Source organism: Brucella pituitosa, assembly GCF_965577835.1.
Taxonomy (GTDB): Bacteria; Pseudomonadota; Alphaproteobacteria; order Rhizobiales; family Rhizobiaceae; genus Brucella; species Brucella pituitosa.
The window spans coordinates 893432-907721 of record NZ_OZ264092.1; the positions used below are offsets into that span (position 1 = coordinate 893432).

Genomic DNA, 14290 nt, shown 5'->3' on the forward strand with positions numbered 1-14290 from the left:
ACATAAAGACTTATGACCAATCAACCTGATGCTCCGGCCTTTGCCCACGTTACCGACTGGGTATTCGACCTCGACAATACGCTCTACCCGCACGCAGCCGATCTGTTTTCCCAGATTGATGTGCGCATGACGAATTATGTCGAGAACCTTCTGAAGCTGCCGCGTGACGAAGCGCGCAGAATTCAGAAGCAGTTTTATCTGGAATATGGCACCACGCTGAAAGGCCTGATGGAATGCCATGAGATTGACCCTGATGACTTTCTCAGACAAGTCCACGATATCGACTATTCATGGCTGAAGCCCGATCCGGCCCTCGGGGCTGCCATTCGCGCCCTGCCCGGTCGCCGTTTCATCTTCACCAATGGTGATCGTGGCCATGCGGAACGTGCGGCAAAGCAGCTCGGCATTCTCGATGATTTCGACGATATATTCGACATCGTTGCAGCGGGCCTGACGCCAAAGCCGGAGCGCGTCACTTACGACCGTTTTCTTGGCGCATTCGGTGTGGACGCACAAAAAGCCGTCATGTTTGAAGATCTGGCGCGCAATCTCGTCGTGCCGAAGACATTGGGCATGAAAACCGTGCTGGTGGTTCCGAGCAATTTTGAGCCAACATTCTCGGAGATTTGGGAAAGTGACCCGGAATTCACCGATCAGGTGGATTATGTGACCGATAATCTGACCCAGTTTCTGGAAACCATAATTGCAGACCGATAGGCAGTTCACCGGCCTTGAAAAGCGCATCGATAAGGCGGCTCACCGCCTTCTCGACAGCCTGCCCCGGCATCGCATCAGCGATGCGCTAATTGAGTTTCTCGTTTTCGGATTGAAACAGGCATGGGCCTGCCTGTTCGGCGGCGCGATGCTGGCCCTTATCATCCTCACGCGCTGGTTCTGGCCAGAAGGTGGAATTGCGGGTGGTGCAGGATATATCACCCGCTACGACTTCCTGTTTCTCTCCGCTGTTGTGATCCAGCTTGGAATGCTTGTCTTCAAGCTGGAAGCCTGGGAAGAAGCCAAGGTCATCGTCATTTTCCATATTGTCGGAACGGCAATGGAAGTGTTCAAAACCCATGCCGGATCATGGATCTATCCGGAGGAAAACTTCTTCCGGATCGGTGGTGTGCCACTGTTTTCAGGCTTCATGTATGCGGCTGTCGGCTCCTATATGGCGCGTATCAACCGCATCTTCGATATCAGGCTCAACCACTATCCGCCGCTCTGGACGACGATTGTGCTGGCGGCTGCGATCTATATCAATTTCTTCGCCCATCACTTTATCTGGGATATGCGCTGGGTGTTGTTTGCCGCGACCTTCGCGCTCTACTGGCGCACGACCATGCATTATCGCGTGTTTCGCTTCAGGCATAAAATGCCGCTGCTGGTCGCGTTCCTGCTCACATCGCTGTTCATCTGGGTCGCCGAAAACATCGGGACCTGGTCGAAAGCCTGGCTCTATCCCAATCAGCGCAATGGCTGGGAGCTGGTCTCAATGAGCAAGCTCGGCTCATGGTATCTGCTGATGATTATTTCCGTTGTGCTGGTGACACTCGTTCACCGCCCGCGCGAATATTCAGAAAACGAAAACGCCCGGTTATAACAGACCGGGCGCTTTGTAATTCTCAATCGAGTCAAATCAAAGTTTATAGAAGTTCTTGATCTCGTCCCATGCTTCATCGGCTGTTTCGACAAAGGTCAGCAGCTCGATATCGGCAGGCGAAATTGTGCCCTGCTCTGCCAGAAACTCGATATTGATCGCCTTGCTCCAGAACTCTTTGCCAAACAAGATCAGTGGCATACGCTCCATGCGATCAGTCTGGATCAGCGTCATGGCTTCAAACAGCTCGTCCATCGTGCCAAAACCACCGGGGAATACGCAGATAGCTTTTGCACGCATCAGAAAGTGCATCTTGCGCAGCGCAAAATAGTGGAAGTTGAAGCAAAGTTCTGGCGTTACATAGGCGTTCGGTGCCTGCTCATGCGGCAGAACGATGTTGAGACCGATGGTCGGCGCACCAACATCAGCCGCCCCACGATTACCAGCTTCCATCACACCCGGGCCGCCACCCGTAACCACGATGAACTCGCGATAGTAGGTGGTCGCAGAATATTCAGAGCAGATACGGGCAAATTTGCGTGCTTCTTCATAATAGCGCGAATTGGCCTCCAGATTTTTCTTCTGCACTTCATTTTTCGCAGCCCAGGCTTCGCCGCCCGGCTCTGGAATACGTGCACCACCGAACAAAACGACCGTAGATTTAATGCCACGATCCGCAAGGATCAGTTCGGGTTTAAGAAGCTCAAGCTGAAGCCGGATTGGACGCACATCACGTCGCGTCATGAAGTCATCATCCATGAAGGCGAGCCTATAGGCCTCAGCCTCAGTCTGAGGCGTCTTTGGCACCGTACGTGCCTGTTTAACGGCTTCCTCAGAATTGGGGAAAGGCGTCCAGCCAGTCTTCTCCATCGGGTTCATGCTTGCCTGCTCCTTCAATTTCAATGCGTATCGATATTTTAGCATCCATTCTGGCGCTAAATTCTTAATCTGGCACAATTGCGGTCAGCTATTTCGCACAATAACGCGATTGACCCATATGATACCTTCGCTTAATCACATCTGTGACAACTGCCGACCGAAAAGGCGGCAGCCGTTTATCCTGCCATTTTATGGAGACCGCCATATGACCAAGCCAGATTTCGCCTCACTTGAGAAGGTCATCGAAAAGGCTTTTGACGAACGCGATGGCATCAACACGGCAACCCGCGGCGAAATTCGCGATGCTGTTGAGCAATCGCTTCTTTTGCTTGATCGCGGTGAAGCGCGTGTGGCAGAAAAACAGGCGGACGGCAACTGGCAGGTCAATCAGTGGCTCAAGAAAGCCGTCCTGCTTTCCTTCCGCCTCAACCCGATGGAAGTCATCAAAGGCGGCCCCGGTCAGTCTTCCTGGTGGGATAAGGTTCCATCAAAGTTTGACGGCTGGACAGCCAATGAGTTTGAAAAGGCCGGTTTCCGCGCCGTTCCAAATTCGGTTGTGCGCCATTCGGCTTATATCGCACCAAACGCTATCCTGATGCCGTCTTTCGTCAATCTCGGCGCTTATGTCGATGAAGGCACGATGGTCGACACATGGGCAACTGTCGGCTCCTGCGCACAGATCGGCAAGAACGTGCACCTTTCAGGTGGCGTCGGTATTGGTGGTGTTCTGGAGCCAATGCAGGCTGGACCAACCATCATCGAAGACAACTGCTTCATCGGTGCTCGTTCTGAAGTCGTCGAAGGCTGTATCGTTCGCGAAGGTGCTGTGCTTGGCATGGGCGTATTCATCGGTAAGTCGACCAAGATTGTTGATCGTGCAACAGGCGAAATATTCTACGGCGAAGTGCCGCCTTACTCGGTTGTTGTCGCTGGCACCATGCCGGGCAAGAATGTTCCGGGCGAAAACTGGGGCCCAAGCCTCTATTGCGCCGTGATCGTCAAGCGCGTCGATGAAAAGACCCGCTCAAAGACTTCGATCAATGAATTGCTGCGCGACTGATTTGTCAGCATAATCAAACAAAAAGGCGAAGCTCGAGAGCTTCGCCTTTTTTTATTTCACTGCCAGAATGATTAGTTCTGGTAGCTCGAAGGCGATGCATCACCGAAGCGGTGTGCAGAACCGTCGCTATAGGTCTGGCTCTGGATCGATGCAGGAGCCGTGTAGTCAACGCCCTGGGTTGCAACAGGCGTACGGTCGTTTGCATAAAGATCAGCTGGTTCACCAACATTTGGGTTTTCAGCGAAAGCAGCACCGGCGCTAAGGGCAACGGCTACGGCAGCAAGAGCAAACTTCTTCATTTTTATAATCCTTCTATCGCCCCATCGGATGGCAACTCGCCTTTCCCTTCGGGGACTCCGGGATGACAGGAAGCCATCCTCCGGGGAGATTCGTTAAAATCGTCGAATATTCTAGAGCGCGTTTCGATCTGATTTTATCAGATCCGCGCTCCAATCATTTTCTTCAGCGCACATCGAATTAGAAAACCGTTTCACACTTTTCGTGATGCGCTCTAAATCCGGTAGCGAGAACCTTGGGAGGCCGCACTCGCTGCCTTCATGTCTTGCTATTCCGGTCTGTGATCAGACCGGGATAGCAAAGCTTTTAATCGAACTCTTAGTTCGAGAAGCTGGAAGGCGATGCATCACCGAAACGGTTTGCCGAGCCATCCATGTAGGTCGACTGGCCGATTGCTGCAGTCGCGGTGTGATCAACGCGCTGTGCAGCAACTGGGGTACGATCATTTGCATAAAGATCAGCTGGCTCACCCACGCTTGGGTTTTCAGCAAAAGCAGCACCGGCGCTTAGAGCGAGAGCAGCAGCAGCAAGAACAAACTTATTCATTTTCTATCTCCTTAGTCTGATGGGCGACGTTCTATGCGTCGTCCTCATGCATCTCAAATGGGTGACAGTGGGGGAAAGTTCCAGTCACGAAAGTGTTTTCTTAATCACACATTTGTGCACCCAACTTTTCAACAATTGTCAAAAAAATGGAAAAATATATACTAAAAACAAATTGTTAGTTCATATATCAGCATTCACAGAACTGTTATATGGGTATTTTTGTTCATTTTTCGCGAACAGACTGTTTGCATTCACTGTATAATAATAGCGAACAATGAGGCTCATTGGCGACAATTATGCAGCTGATAGTTTCATCCTCGCTATGATCTGCAAATCAGAAAACAGGTGTTCAATGCGCACACTGCCGCTGCAAGAGGCGATCTATCAGAACGCATCTCGAAAAGTGCGGCACGGTTTTAGGACTACGGTGTGCTTAACGCAAAAAGATAGAACGCCAATCTGATCCAACCAGATCGGCGCTCTGAACATCTCCATCAGAGATAACTGACCTCAAGTCTCGCTCGGGGCCTCAGGCCAACATTAATTGTTGGCTACAGCCACAGAACGCCCGGCTATCGAAACCCACTGGCCAGAATTGCCCGGCGATTGCATCTTGATGTAACGATAGGACGTCTGCTCCACCGGCAACACTTCCCCGCGCATATTGTCAAGAATGTAATCGCCGTGATCCGTCCGAACAGTCAGCACGATATGCGGCTCACTCCCCTGCACCATCGTAATAAGAAGCTGTGACGGGCTGATGCCACGTGACATGAGCTTGGCGCGCTTCAAAAGCACATAATCTTCGCAGTCGCCTTTACCATTCCTTGGGAGGGTCCAGTAATCGCGTTTGCCATAATTATCCTGATCGGAAACCGGCTTGACGGCAGCATTCACGGATGCATTGACTTTTTGCAGCATTTGCATGCGTTCAGGCGTCAATTTCATTGGCGAAAGCGCACGATGAGCACCACAGTCTCGTGGTGTTCGCTTACAATAATCAAGATGACCGTAGGGAATACTCGTAATCCCGCCCGCTTCACTCCATTGTGCTGCCTTGGCCGGGACCAGCGTCGCCCCGGATAAGGCCATTATACCTGCTGCCGCAGAAATCAGTGAACGCATGACGGATTCCCATTACTAAAAATCACCTAGAAAAACTTCTCTAGTGACAATTCCCCGATGACCGGCCCGTTTTCCGGGTCTCGTTATCAACCTTTTTTTAACTAACGATGACAAAGCCCCCTTGGTCAAGGAAATTTCATTCCCGAATTGCAACGAATTGAGAAAAGCCGCGATTAACGTCGGTGCGCAGTGTTTACCCAGTTATGGGATTGTTGTTTCATCTGGGCGCTTCTCGATCTAATCTCAGGCCCATACGATTCTCAGAATAAAGCTGTGTCATCATGAGCCTGCCTACCAATCCTGCCGAAAACCTTGCCGCTCTCATTCGCTGCCCGTCGGTTACGCCCGCTGAAGGCGGCGCGCTGACGGCACTTGAAGGCATGCTTGCACCGATGGGCTTTTCCATCCAGCGCCCGGTCTTCACCGATGAAGGCACGCCAGACATTGAAAACCTCTATGCGCGCAAGTCGGGCAATGGCGCTCATTTGATGTTTGCTGGCCACACTGATGTTGTGCCTCCAGGCGATGAAGCCGACTGGAAGCATCCGCCCTTCTCGGCAGCCATTGAAGACGGCATTATGTATGGTCGCGGCGCTGTCGACATGAAAGGTGGTATTGCCTGCTTTGTCGCAGCCGTTGCACGTCATGTCGAAAAGCATGGTAGCCTTAAGGGCAGTGTCTCCTTCCTCATCACCGGTGACGAGGAAGGCCCAGCGATCAATGGCACCGAGAAGCTTCTGAAATGGGCCAAAGAGCGTGGCGAAAGCTGGGATGCGTCACTCGTTGGCGAACCAACAAATCCCAACGCACTTGGCGATATGATCAAGATCGGACGTCGTGGTTCGATTTCCGGCATCATTACGGTCCACGGTGTGCAGGGTCACGCCGCCTATCCGCACCTGGCGGAGAACCCGGTTCGTGGCATCACCACACTCGTCGACAGCTTGCTCTACCCCGCCTTTGATGAAGGCACAGCAGATTTTCAGGCGAGCAATCTGGAGGTGACAACCGTCGATGTCGGTAACAAGGCCACCAATGTTATTGCCAATAAGGCAAGCGCTTCCTTCAATATCCGCTTCAACGATACTTGGACCGCAGACAGCCTGAAGGCCGAGATCGTCTCGCGCCTCGAAAAGGCCTCACGCAATGACCGCCTACGCCCGGGCCGCGAAACGCCGATCAACTACGAACTGGTCTGGCGCGAAAATCCGAGCCATGTCTTTTTGACCCGTGACGAGAAGCTGATCGGCACACTGACTTCATCTGTTGAAGCGGTCACAGGCAAGCGCCCCAATCTCTCGACGTCGGGCGGCACATCCGATGCGCGCTTCATCAAGGACTACTGTCCAGTTGTCGAGTTTGGCCTTGTCGGACAGACCATGCACATGGTTGACGAACGTGTCGCGGTTGCTGATCTTGAAGGCCTCACACAGATTTACGAACGTTTCATCGCTGATTTCTTTGGATAAGGAACTTCATGCCCAGTCTGGATGATATTTTCAGATATTTCACGGGCGTCTGGAAGATGATGCTTGGCCGTAAAGACGGCCTTGCATACCTTGATATCTCTGCAGAAGATTTCTGGGCATCTTTCTATGCGATAGTCATCGCCCTGCCTCCGCTTTTGGCAACATGGGTCGCCTATGCGGCCGATCTGACTGCCGGTCGCGATGAAGCAGGCCTGCGCCTTGCAATCGTCATCCGCGCAGCATTCGTCGACCTTTCTGCATGGGTGATACCGCTTGTCGTTATTGGGATATTAGCCCAACGGATAGGCATTTCAAAACGTTACGCAGCCTATGTCATTGCAACCAACTGGGGGAGCGCTCTGCTGTCCTGGCTTTTCGCACCAATCACACTGCTGCAACTGTTCTTTCCGGGCTATCTCGATGTTGCAACGCTGTTTGCGATCGTGCTGTTCGCTGTATCGGTCATATTGAGCTATCGGCTCACATTCATCGTGCTGCAACGCCCGCACGCCTATGTCGCACCGTTCTTTGCCTGCGTTTTTTTTGGTTCACTGTTCATTACAGTGTTCCTGCAACAGCTTTTTGGTATAGGGCTTAGCGCGCAGACTTTTTAAAACGGAAACGCGTAATCAACGCCAATCAGATAAAGACCATAAGGCGGGGCGACCTGACCGCAAGCTTTGCGGTCTCTGGCTTCCAAAGCAGCCTGTAAATCATCTGCCGTCCAGCGGCCAACGCCCACTTCCATCAGGCTTCCTGCAAAGGATCGCACCTGATTATGCAGGAACGAGCGGGCAGAAACGCGCATTTCGACATAGTCGCCATTGCGTGTGATATCGAGCCTGTCGAGTGTCTTGACCGGGCTTTTTGCCTGACATTGCGTTGCGCGAAATGTCGTAAAGTCATGTTCACCCAGAAGCCGCTTTGCAGCTTCATGCATCGCTTCATGATCAAGGCGCTTCTGCACCCACCACACACGCTGATAATCTATGGCCAGCGGCGCACGGCGATTGTGAATGCGATAAAGATAGTGGCGGGCACGCGCCGAGAAACGCGCATCAAAAGCATCCGTTGTCTTTTCGACATTGAGAATGCTGATGCGTTCATCGGCCATCACCAGATGCGCATTAAGCGCATCACGCACTTTCGCAGCACCCCAATCCTTTGTCAGATCGACATGAATGACCTGCGCGCTCGCATGAACGCCTGCATCGGTGCGGCCTGCCGCACTCAATGTCAGATCTTCACCGCAGAATTTCTTGAACGCCTGTTCGATGGCGTTCTGAACTGCATGACCGTTTTCCTGCCGCTGCCAGCCGACATAGGGCGTGCCGTCATATTCGACAGTGATTTTATAACGAGGCACCGCTCAGAGAACCTTCGTCACTGTCGCACCGCGCAGAAATTCCTGCGCAGGCAAAGGCTTTCCGCCTGAACGTTGTAGCGTTACGAGCCGCACAGCAGCCTCTCCGCACGCAATCGTCAGGCGATCATCAAGTATAGTTCCCGGCACAGTTCCCGGAGCGCCGCTTCCCTCGCCCAATGTGGAGCGCTGAAGTTTGACACGTTCAACGACACCGTTGATTTCCATCTCGCACCAGGCGCCTGGAAATGGCGAGATGCCGCGGATCGTATTGTGAACGTCTTTCGCAGGCTTCGACCAGTCGATACGCGCCTCGGCCTTGTCGATCTTGGCGGCATAGGTCACGCCCTCTTCGGCCTGCGGCTGAAGTGTGAGACTTTCACGCTCAAGCGCACCGAGTGCACGCACCATCAGATCGGCGCCGATCATGCTGAGACGATCATGCAGCTCGCCTGCTGTCATGTCCGGCGTAATTGCAACTTTTTCGGCCATGGCGACAGGACCCGTATCAAGCCCTGCATCCATTTTCATGATCATCATGCCGGTTTCTGTATCACCAGACATAATCGCGCGCTGAATAGGAGCCGCACCACGCCAGCGCGGAAGAAGCGACGCATGACCGTTGTAACATCCAAGGCGCGGCGCATCGAGAATGGCCTGTGGCAGCAGCAGGCCATAGGCCACCACGATTGCCACATCCGCTTCGAGGCTTGCAAAGACGTTCTGCTCTTCCGCGCTTTTCAGGCTTTTCGGTGTGAAAACAGGAATGCCGAACTCCTCAGCTTTTTCGTGCACCGGCGACTTGGTCAATTCCAGTCCGCGACGACCTGCCGGGCGCGGCGGCTGCGAATAAACCGCAACAACTTCATAGCCCTGTCCGATGATGGCTGTGAGGATTGGCACGGAGAAATCCGGCGTCCCCATAAAGACGATCCGCATCACAAAGCCCTGTTTGACGCACGCTGGCTGGCGAGCTTCTTGAACTTCTTGATGACCATATCGCGTTTCAGCTTGGAGATATGATCAATGAACAGCACGCCATTGAGATGGTCGATTTCATGCTGCAAACAGGTTGCCATCAGCCCATCGGCATCCATCGATTGCGGCTTGCCGTCCGCATCGAAATAATTGACCTTGATGGTCGCAGGCCGCTCCACTTCCGCATAATAATCCGGGATCGAAAGACAGCCTTCTTCATAGACGCTGCGCTCGTCAGACGAGGCAACAATCTCGGGATTGATGAAGACATGCGGAGCCTTCGCCTCATCTTCCTTGGCAAGGTCGATGACCAGCATGCGCAAGGGTTCGCCCACCTGAATGGCGGCAAGACCAATGCCCGGCGCATCATACATCGTGTCGAACATGTCGCCGGCAAATTTGCGCAATTGATCATCAAAGCGCTCGACGGGCTTGGACAGTTCACGAAGAACGGGATCAGGAAGAATAATAAGCGGTTTTATAGACATGAGTTTCACGTAATCGCTCGCAAAAGAATCGTCAATTGTAACTTGTAAAATGTTCCCGTTTTGATCTCATCATTGCAATACGAATCAGCTAAGCTGGATAAATGGAAAATCAGAATCTGTTGAATGAGCCGCTCCTGCAGCTTGGTGCCACCTCTCTCACGCTGGGAGATATCCTCCTTGCGGGCATTGTCGTGCTGGTCCTTTGCCTCGCCATTTTCCTCATTGCGGCAGCGCGCTCAGCCCGTCTTCGAGCGGTGGCCGAAGCGCAGGCAGAAGATCGTGCGCGGGACGCCGAATATCGCATGGCCGAGATTCTGAAAGCACAGTCCGAGATGCAGGGCCGCATGCAGACCATGGCCGAAGTGTTTGGTTCGCGGCAGGCAGAACTTAATCAGTCGATCCGTGAACGGCTCGACGGCATGACGCATCGCATCGGCCAGACGATGACCGAGCAGACCCGTTCGACCCATGAAAATCTTGCAAAGTTGCAGGAGCGCCTTGCGGTCATCGACACGGCGCAAAACAACATCCAGTCGCTTGCAGGTCAGGTCGTGCAGTTGCAGGCGATCCTTGCCAACAAGCAGACGCGCGGTGCCTTCGGCCAGTCGCGCATGGAAGCGATCATTGCCGATGGTCTGCCGCAGGGCGCTTACGAATTTCAGGCTACACTCTCCAACGGCACGCGCCCCGATTGCCTTGTTAAAATGCCAAACAACGCGCCTTCACTGGTTATCGATGCGAAATTCCCGCTTGAAGCATGGAACTCCATGCGCGAAACTGAAGCGCCGGAAGCGCGCAAAACAGCCGTTGCGCAGTTCCGCCGCGATATGGAAGTGCATATCAAGGACGTTTCCGACAAATATCTGATTACCGGCGAAACACAGGACACGGCTTTCCTGTTCGTGCCATCGGAATCCATTTTTGCCGATATTCATGAGCATTATGAAGCACTGATCCAGCGCGCGCACCGGGCGCGGATCGTCATAGTCTCGCCATCGCTCCTGATGCTGTCCATTCAGGTTATTCAGGCGATCTTGAAAGATGCCCGTATGCGCGAACAGGCACATGTCATTCAGGGTGAAGTGATCCGCCTGATGGAAGATGTGGGCCGCCTTGATGAGCGTGTGCGCAAGCTGCAAACCCATTTCGTGCAGGCCAACAAGGATATTGACGACATTCTGGTGTCTTCCAATAAGGTCACCAAGCGCGGTGCGAAGATCGAAGCGCTTGAGTTCGGCCCCGCACCTACAGAAGAGTCTCAGCGCCCAGCCCGCCAGCCAGAAGGCGCCCCCACCCAAATGCACCTGCGCGTGGTGGATGAGGATTAAAAGCTACCAAAACAAAGAAGCCCGCAAGTTGCGGGCTTTGTCTTATTCAGGTTTTGACGTCCTGTCAGAGTGACCAAGATCGCGATCAGGCCAGACCAGATCGCGCACGCGTTGCTTCAATACCTTGGCTTCTGGAAAACCACCGTCGCGCTTGCGTTCCCAGATAAGCTCTTCGTTGCCATCGGGCATATGAACGCGAATTTCAAACACCCCGCCTGTACCAGGCCGCAGCGCCACTTCCGCCAAATCCTGCCCAAATGTCTGCAGCAACTCCTGCGTCAGCCATGCCGCCCGCAGCATCCAGTTACATTGCGTGCAGTAGGTGATGGAAATGCGAGGGCGATCAAGCAATGTAGCAGCCTCCTTAGTTTTTCAGCAATGGGTCTAAATTACATTAGAGTTTACTAAAGTACTTCAAAATAATCTCAAATATTACTCTTTAATAAGTAAAACTTTCTCCTATATTTTTATAGTTAACCTTAAACGGAGCTGCCATGCCCAATTTTGGAATTTCTGCGTTTCTAAGAATCTTACACTTAAACGAAAAGCCTCAGAAGAGTGCAGTTCGAGAACGTTTGACCCCACGCGAAGGTGGGTATGACTTTCATGGAAGCGTTCGGAGGCTATGCACAGAATTAGCTCTGAATAACAGTGATCCTATAGAGGTCATTGAGAGCTTAAAAAATATAAAAAAAGAAGCTGAGCGAGATTCGGCGCGTACTGGCCTTCAGACTTTCATCAAATGGAAAAAAGAAAACACCAGCAAATTTGGACTGGCAAATAATGTAATTTACAGCAGTCCCAAAACGCTCTTTAAAATAACATTCAAGCCAAATTTTAGCCTAATTAATAATGATCACGTGACTGCTGTTCATATCTGGAATACTAAAAAACCGGTGCTGAATGATCATATTGTAAGAGCAACTCTATCTCTCTTTCCCCAATTATATCCAGCGAATGAGCCCGACGATCTCGCTATTCTTTGTTTGCGATCAAAGCGCCTAATTAGGTTAGGCCAGCCCTCCAGTAAAATAGAAGAACTTGGAACTCTACTAGTCAATAAAATTGATAAGGTAATCGCTGATATTAACGAAAGCGGCGATGGGAAATCATACGACCGAGACGATCGCCCAACACCACCATTTATGCATTAATTAGTTTTGCCTGCCGCTTCCGGCAGGCAATATTAATCATCACCCATCTTGAGTGCCTGAATGAAGGCCTCTTGCGGGATTTCCACCTTGCCGAACTGGCGCATGCGCTTCTTGCCTTCCTTCTGTTTGTCCAGAAGTTTGCGCTTACGCGAGATATCGCCGCCGTAGCACTTGGCTGTCACGTCCTTGCGCAGTGCCGAAATAGTTTCGCGCGCCACGATGCGGCCGCCAATAGCTGCCTGAATCGGGATCTTGAACATGTGCTGCGGGATCAGCTCTTTGAGCTTTTCGCAAAGCACGCGACCGCGCTTTTCTGCAGCCGAACGGTGAACCAGCATCGACAGTGCATCGACGGGCTCTTCGTTGACCAAGATCGACATCTTGACCAGATCACCTTCGCGGTAATCTGAAAGATTGTAGTCGAACGATGCGTAGCCCTTGGAAATCGACTTCAGACGATCATAGAAATCGAACACAACTTCATTGAGCGGCAGGTCATAGGTGATCATGGCGCGCGGGCCGACATAGGTCAAATCGATCTGGAGACCGCGACGCTCCTGACAGAGCTTCATGATCGTGCCAAGATAATCATCTGGCGTCATGATGGTGGCGCGAATCCACGGCTCTTCAATCGCCTCGATCTTCACCACATCCGGCATATCGGCCGGGTTATGCAGCTCTTTCTGCGAGCCATCCTGCATGTTCAGGCGATAGACAACCGAAGGAGCTGTCGTGATCAGGTCGAGATCGAACTCACGCTCAAGGCGTTCCTGAATGATTTCAAGATGCAGAAGCCCAAGGAAGCCACAGCGGAAGCCGAAACCGAGTGCCGCAGAGGTTTCCATTTCAAAGGAGAACGACGCATCGTTGAGACGCAGCTTGCCCATGGCAGAGCGCAGGTCTTCAAAGTCGGCGGCATCAACCGGGAACAATCCACAGAACACGACCGGCTGCGCAGGCTTGAAGCCTGACAGAGCCTTTTCTGTCGGACGGCGATCTTCGGTGATGGTATCACCGACGCGAGTATCAGCGACTTCTTTAATGGAAGCCGTAATGAATCCGAGTTCGCCCGGACCAAGGTCTTCGACCTGAACCATTTTCGGCGTGAAAACGCCGGTGCGTTCAACCGGATATTTCGCACCGGTTCCCATCATGCGGATGGTCTGGCCTTTTTTGAGCACACCATCGATGACGCGCACCAGAACGATAACGCCCAAGTAACTGTCATACCAGCTATCGACCAGCATGGCCTTCAGCGGCGCATTGCGGTCGCCTTCTTTCGGCGGCGGCAGCTGCTCGACGATAGCTTCAAGCACATCAGGAATGCCAAGACCAGTTTTGGCAGAGATCATCACGGCTTTACTGGCGTCAATGCCGATCACTTCTTCGATCTGGCTTTGAACCCGCTCCGGTTCGGCTGCCGGAAGATCAACCTTGTTCAGCACCACCACGATGTCGTGATTATTGTCGATGGCCTGATAAACATTGGCCAGCGTCTGCGCTTCAACACCCTGTGAGGCATCCACCACCAGGAGCGAGCCTTCGCACGCAGCCAGCGAACGCGAGACTTCATAGGCGAAGTCGACATGTCCGGGGGTGTCGATGAGGTTCAGCACGTAGTCCTCGCCGTTCTTCGCCTTATAGGTAAGACGAACGGTCTGGGCTTTGATGGTAATGCCGCGCTCGCGCTCGATATCCATCGAGTCGAGGACCTGGTCCTTCATCTCACGCGTGTCCAGCCCGCCCGTCAATTGAATGAGGCGGTCGGCCAGCGTCGATTTGCCGTGGTCGATATGGGCGACGATCGAAAAATTGCGAATATGGTCAAGTGGTGTGCTCATGCGCGCGATTTACCAGTAAGCCGCGAAATCTCAAAGCGGTATTGCGCGTTTAATGCTGGAAAAGCGATCAGTTTCGACATCGTGACAACAAGTCCCCTTTGCGTTGTTGCCAAAAGGCGATAAATCACCGCGATAAAAGCATGCCGCAATCATAACATCTGGCGG

16 protein-coding genes are annotated in these 14290 nt (G+C 52.6%); 7 read left to right on the forward strand and 9 right to left on the reverse strand.

The window, feature by feature from the left end:
- Positions 1-12 precede the first annotated feature (12 nt).
- Together ACSME1_RS04285 and ACSME1_RS04290 are read left to right on the forward strand one after the other, a co-directional pair.
- Positions 13-717 carry a pyrimidine 5'-nucleotidase gene (locus ACSME1_RS04285; protein ID WP_024899258.1) on the forward strand — a complete coding sequence of 235 codons (705 nt, stop codon included), beginning with the start codon at positions 13-15 and terminating at the stop codon, positions 715-717.
- Entirely contained in the window at positions 704-1600 is an 897-nt protein-coding gene (locus ACSME1_RS04290; protein ID WP_105707933.1) for a DUF817 domain-containing protein, read from the forward strand. The genes ACSME1_RS04285 and ACSME1_RS04290 overlap by 14 nt, the downstream gene beginning before the upstream one ends.
- 36 nt (positions 1601-1636) lie before the next feature.
- On the opposite strand, the gene ACSME1_RS04295 is transcribed toward ACSME1_RS04290, so the two are convergent.
- On the reverse strand, positions 1637-2476 hold the full coding sequence (locus ACSME1_RS04295) for an LOG family protein (protein ID WP_105707931.1): 840 nt from the start codon (positions 2474-2476) through the stop codon (positions 1637-1639).
- A gap of 205 nt (positions 2477-2681) precedes the next feature.
- Between ACSME1_RS04295 and dapD the strand changes: the two genes are divergently transcribed.
- Positions 2682-3536 (forward strand): 2,3,4,5-tetrahydropyridine-2,6-dicarboxylate N-succinyltransferase, encoded by an 855-nt coding sequence (dapD, locus tag ACSME1_RS04300; protein ID WP_105707929.1) that lies wholly within the window; start codon positions 2682-2684, stop codon positions 3534-3536.
- 71 nt (positions 3537-3607) lie between these two features.
- Here dapD and ACSME1_RS04305 read toward each other — a convergent pair whose 3' ends face one another.
- The 3 genes from ACSME1_RS04305 to ACSME1_RS04315 form a co-directional block, all read right to left on the reverse strand.
- Complete coding sequence (locus ACSME1_RS04305; protein WP_024899253.1) at positions 3608-3835, reverse strand: hypothetical protein; 228 nt, start codon at positions 3833-3835, stop codon at positions 3608-3610.
- Positions 3836-4151: 316 nt separating this feature from the next.
- Complete coding sequence (locus ACSME1_RS04310) at positions 4152-4379, reverse strand: hypothetical protein (RefSeq protein ID WP_024899252.1); 228 nt, start codon at positions 4377-4379, stop codon at positions 4152-4154.
- 540 nt (positions 4380-4919) lie between these two features.
- On the reverse strand, positions 4920-5471 hold the full coding sequence (locus tag ACSME1_RS04315) for a transglutaminase-like cysteine peptidase (RefSeq protein WP_084486922.1): 552 nt from the start codon (positions 5469-5471) through the stop codon (positions 4920-4922).
- A 314-nt stretch (positions 5472-5785) separates the two neighbouring features.
- Here ACSME1_RS04315 and dapE point away from each other — a divergent pair, with 314 nt between their 5' ends.
- Both dapE and ACSME1_RS04325 read left to right on the forward strand, forming a co-directional pair.
- Complete coding sequence (dapE, locus tag ACSME1_RS04320; RefSeq protein WP_024899250.1) at positions 5786-6973, forward strand: succinyl-diaminopimelate desuccinylase; 1188 nt, start codon at positions 5786-5788, stop codon at positions 6971-6973.
- 8 nt (positions 6974-6981) lie between these two features.
- The gene (locus ACSME1_RS04325; RefSeq protein ID WP_024899249.1) at positions 6982-7587 is read left to right on the forward strand and encodes a hypothetical protein; all 606 of its coding nucleotides are present in this window, start codon (positions 6982-6984) and stop codon (positions 7585-7587) included.
- On the opposite strand, the gene truA is transcribed toward ACSME1_RS04325, so the two are convergent.
- Genes truA through def form a run of 3 tightly spaced genes read right to left on the reverse strand, consistent with a single transcriptional unit; the run spans position 7584 to position 9802 of the window.
- Positions 7584-8339, reverse strand: a complete 756-nt coding sequence (gene truA / locus ACSME1_RS04330; RefSeq protein WP_024899248.1) for a tRNA pseudouridine(38-40) synthase TruA — start codon at positions 8337-8339, stop codon at positions 7584-7586. The genes ACSME1_RS04325 and truA overlap by 4 nt on opposite strands.
- Positions 8340-8342: 3 nt before the next feature.
- Positions 8343-9275: a methionyl-tRNA formyltransferase gene (gene fmt / locus ACSME1_RS04335; protein ID WP_105707928.1), complete on the reverse strand. Its 933-nt coding sequence runs from the start codon at positions 9273-9275 to the stop codon at positions 8343-8345.
- Positions 9275-9802 carry a peptide deformylase gene (gene def / locus ACSME1_RS04340; RefSeq protein ID WP_024899246.1) on the reverse strand — a complete coding sequence of 176 codons (528 nt, stop codon included), beginning with the start codon at positions 9800-9802 and terminating at the stop codon, positions 9275-9277. Before def ends, fmt begins: the two co-directional genes overlap by 1 nt.
- 101 nt (positions 9803-9903) lie before the next feature.
- Here def and ACSME1_RS04345 point away from each other — a divergent pair, with 101 nt between their 5' ends.
- Positions 9904-11130, forward strand: a complete 1227-nt coding sequence (locus ACSME1_RS04345) for a DNA recombination protein RmuC (protein WP_024899245.1) — start codon at positions 9904-9906, stop codon at positions 11128-11130.
- Between the two features lie 42 nt (positions 11131-11172).
- Here ACSME1_RS04345 and ACSME1_RS04350 read toward each other — a convergent pair whose 3' ends face one another.
- Positions 11173-11430: a SelT/SelW/SelH family protein gene (locus tag ACSME1_RS04350; protein WP_051514885.1), complete on the reverse strand. Its 258-nt coding sequence runs from the start codon at positions 11428-11430 to the stop codon at positions 11173-11175.
- Between the two features lie 194 nt (positions 11431-11624).
- Between ACSME1_RS04350 and ACSME1_RS04355 the strand changes: the two genes are divergently transcribed.
- The gene (locus tag ACSME1_RS04355) at positions 11625-12284 is read left to right on the forward strand and encodes a hypothetical protein (RefSeq protein ID WP_024899243.1); all 660 of its coding nucleotides are present in this window, start codon (positions 11625-11627) and stop codon (positions 12282-12284) included.
- Positions 12285-12316: 32 nt separating this feature from the next.
- Here the strand turns inward: ACSME1_RS04355 and lepA are convergent, their stop codons facing one another.
- Positions 12317-14125: a translation elongation factor 4 gene (gene lepA / locus ACSME1_RS04360; protein ID WP_024899242.1), complete on the reverse strand. Its 1809-nt coding sequence runs from the start codon at positions 14123-14125 to the stop codon at positions 12317-12319.
- Positions 14126-14290 lie beyond the last annotated feature (165 nt).

What these genes read in the sequence shown, in the direction of transcription:
- ACSME1_RS04285 (WP_024899258.1), top strand. Translation starts at nt 13, where the DNA reads ATGACCAATCAACCTGATGCTCCGGCCTTTGCCCACGTTACCGACTGG.
- ACSME1_RS04295 (WP_105707931.1), bottom strand. Translation starts at nt 2,476, where the DNA reads ATGAACCCGATGGAGAAGACTGGCTGGACGCCTTTCCCCAATTCTGAG.
- dapD (WP_105707929.1), top strand. Translation starts at nt 2,682, where the DNA reads ATGACCAAGCCAGATTTCGCCTCACTTGAGAAGGTCATCGAAAAGGCT.
- ACSME1_RS04305 (WP_024899253.1), bottom strand. Translation starts at nt 3,835, where the DNA reads ATGAAGAAGTTTGCTCTTGCTGCCGTAGCCGTTGCCCTTAGCGCCGGT.
- ACSME1_RS04310 (WP_024899252.1), bottom strand. Translation starts at nt 4,379, where the DNA reads ATGAATAAGTTTGTTCTTGCTGCTGCTGCTCTCGCTCTAAGCGCCGGT.
- ACSME1_RS04315 (WP_084486922.1), bottom strand. Translation starts at nt 5,471, where the DNA reads ATGGCCTTATCCGGGGCGACGCTGGTCCCGGCCAAGGCAGCACAATGG.
- dapE (WP_024899250.1), top strand. Translation starts at nt 5,786, where the DNA reads ATGAGCCTGCCTACCAATCCTGCCGAAAACCTTGCCGCTCTCATTCGC.
- ACSME1_RS04325 (WP_024899249.1), top strand. Translation starts at nt 6,982, where the DNA reads ATGCCCAGTCTGGATGATATTTTCAGATATTTCACGGGCGTCTGGAAG.
- fmt (WP_105707928.1), bottom strand. Translation starts at nt 9,275, where the DNA reads ATGCGGATCGTCTTTATGGGGACGCCGGATTTCTCCGTGCCAATCCTC.
- def (WP_024899246.1), bottom strand. Translation starts at nt 9,802, where the DNA reads ATGTCTATAAAACCGCTTATTATTCTTCCTGATCCCGTTCTTCGTGAA.
- ACSME1_RS04345 (WP_024899245.1), top strand. Translation starts at nt 9,904, where the DNA reads ATGGAAAATCAGAATCTGTTGAATGAGCCGCTCCTGCAGCTTGGTGCC.
- ACSME1_RS04350 (WP_051514885.1), bottom strand. Translation starts at nt 11,430, where the DNA reads ATGCTGCGGGCGGCATGGCTGACGCAGGAGTTGCTGCAGACATTTGGG.
- ACSME1_RS04355 (WP_024899243.1), top strand. Translation starts at nt 11,625, where the DNA reads ATGCCCAATTTTGGAATTTCTGCGTTTCTAAGAATCTTACACTTAAAC.
- lepA (WP_024899242.1), bottom strand. Translation starts at nt 14,125, where the DNA reads ATGAGCACACCACTTGACCATATTCGCAATTTTTCGATCGTCGCCCAT.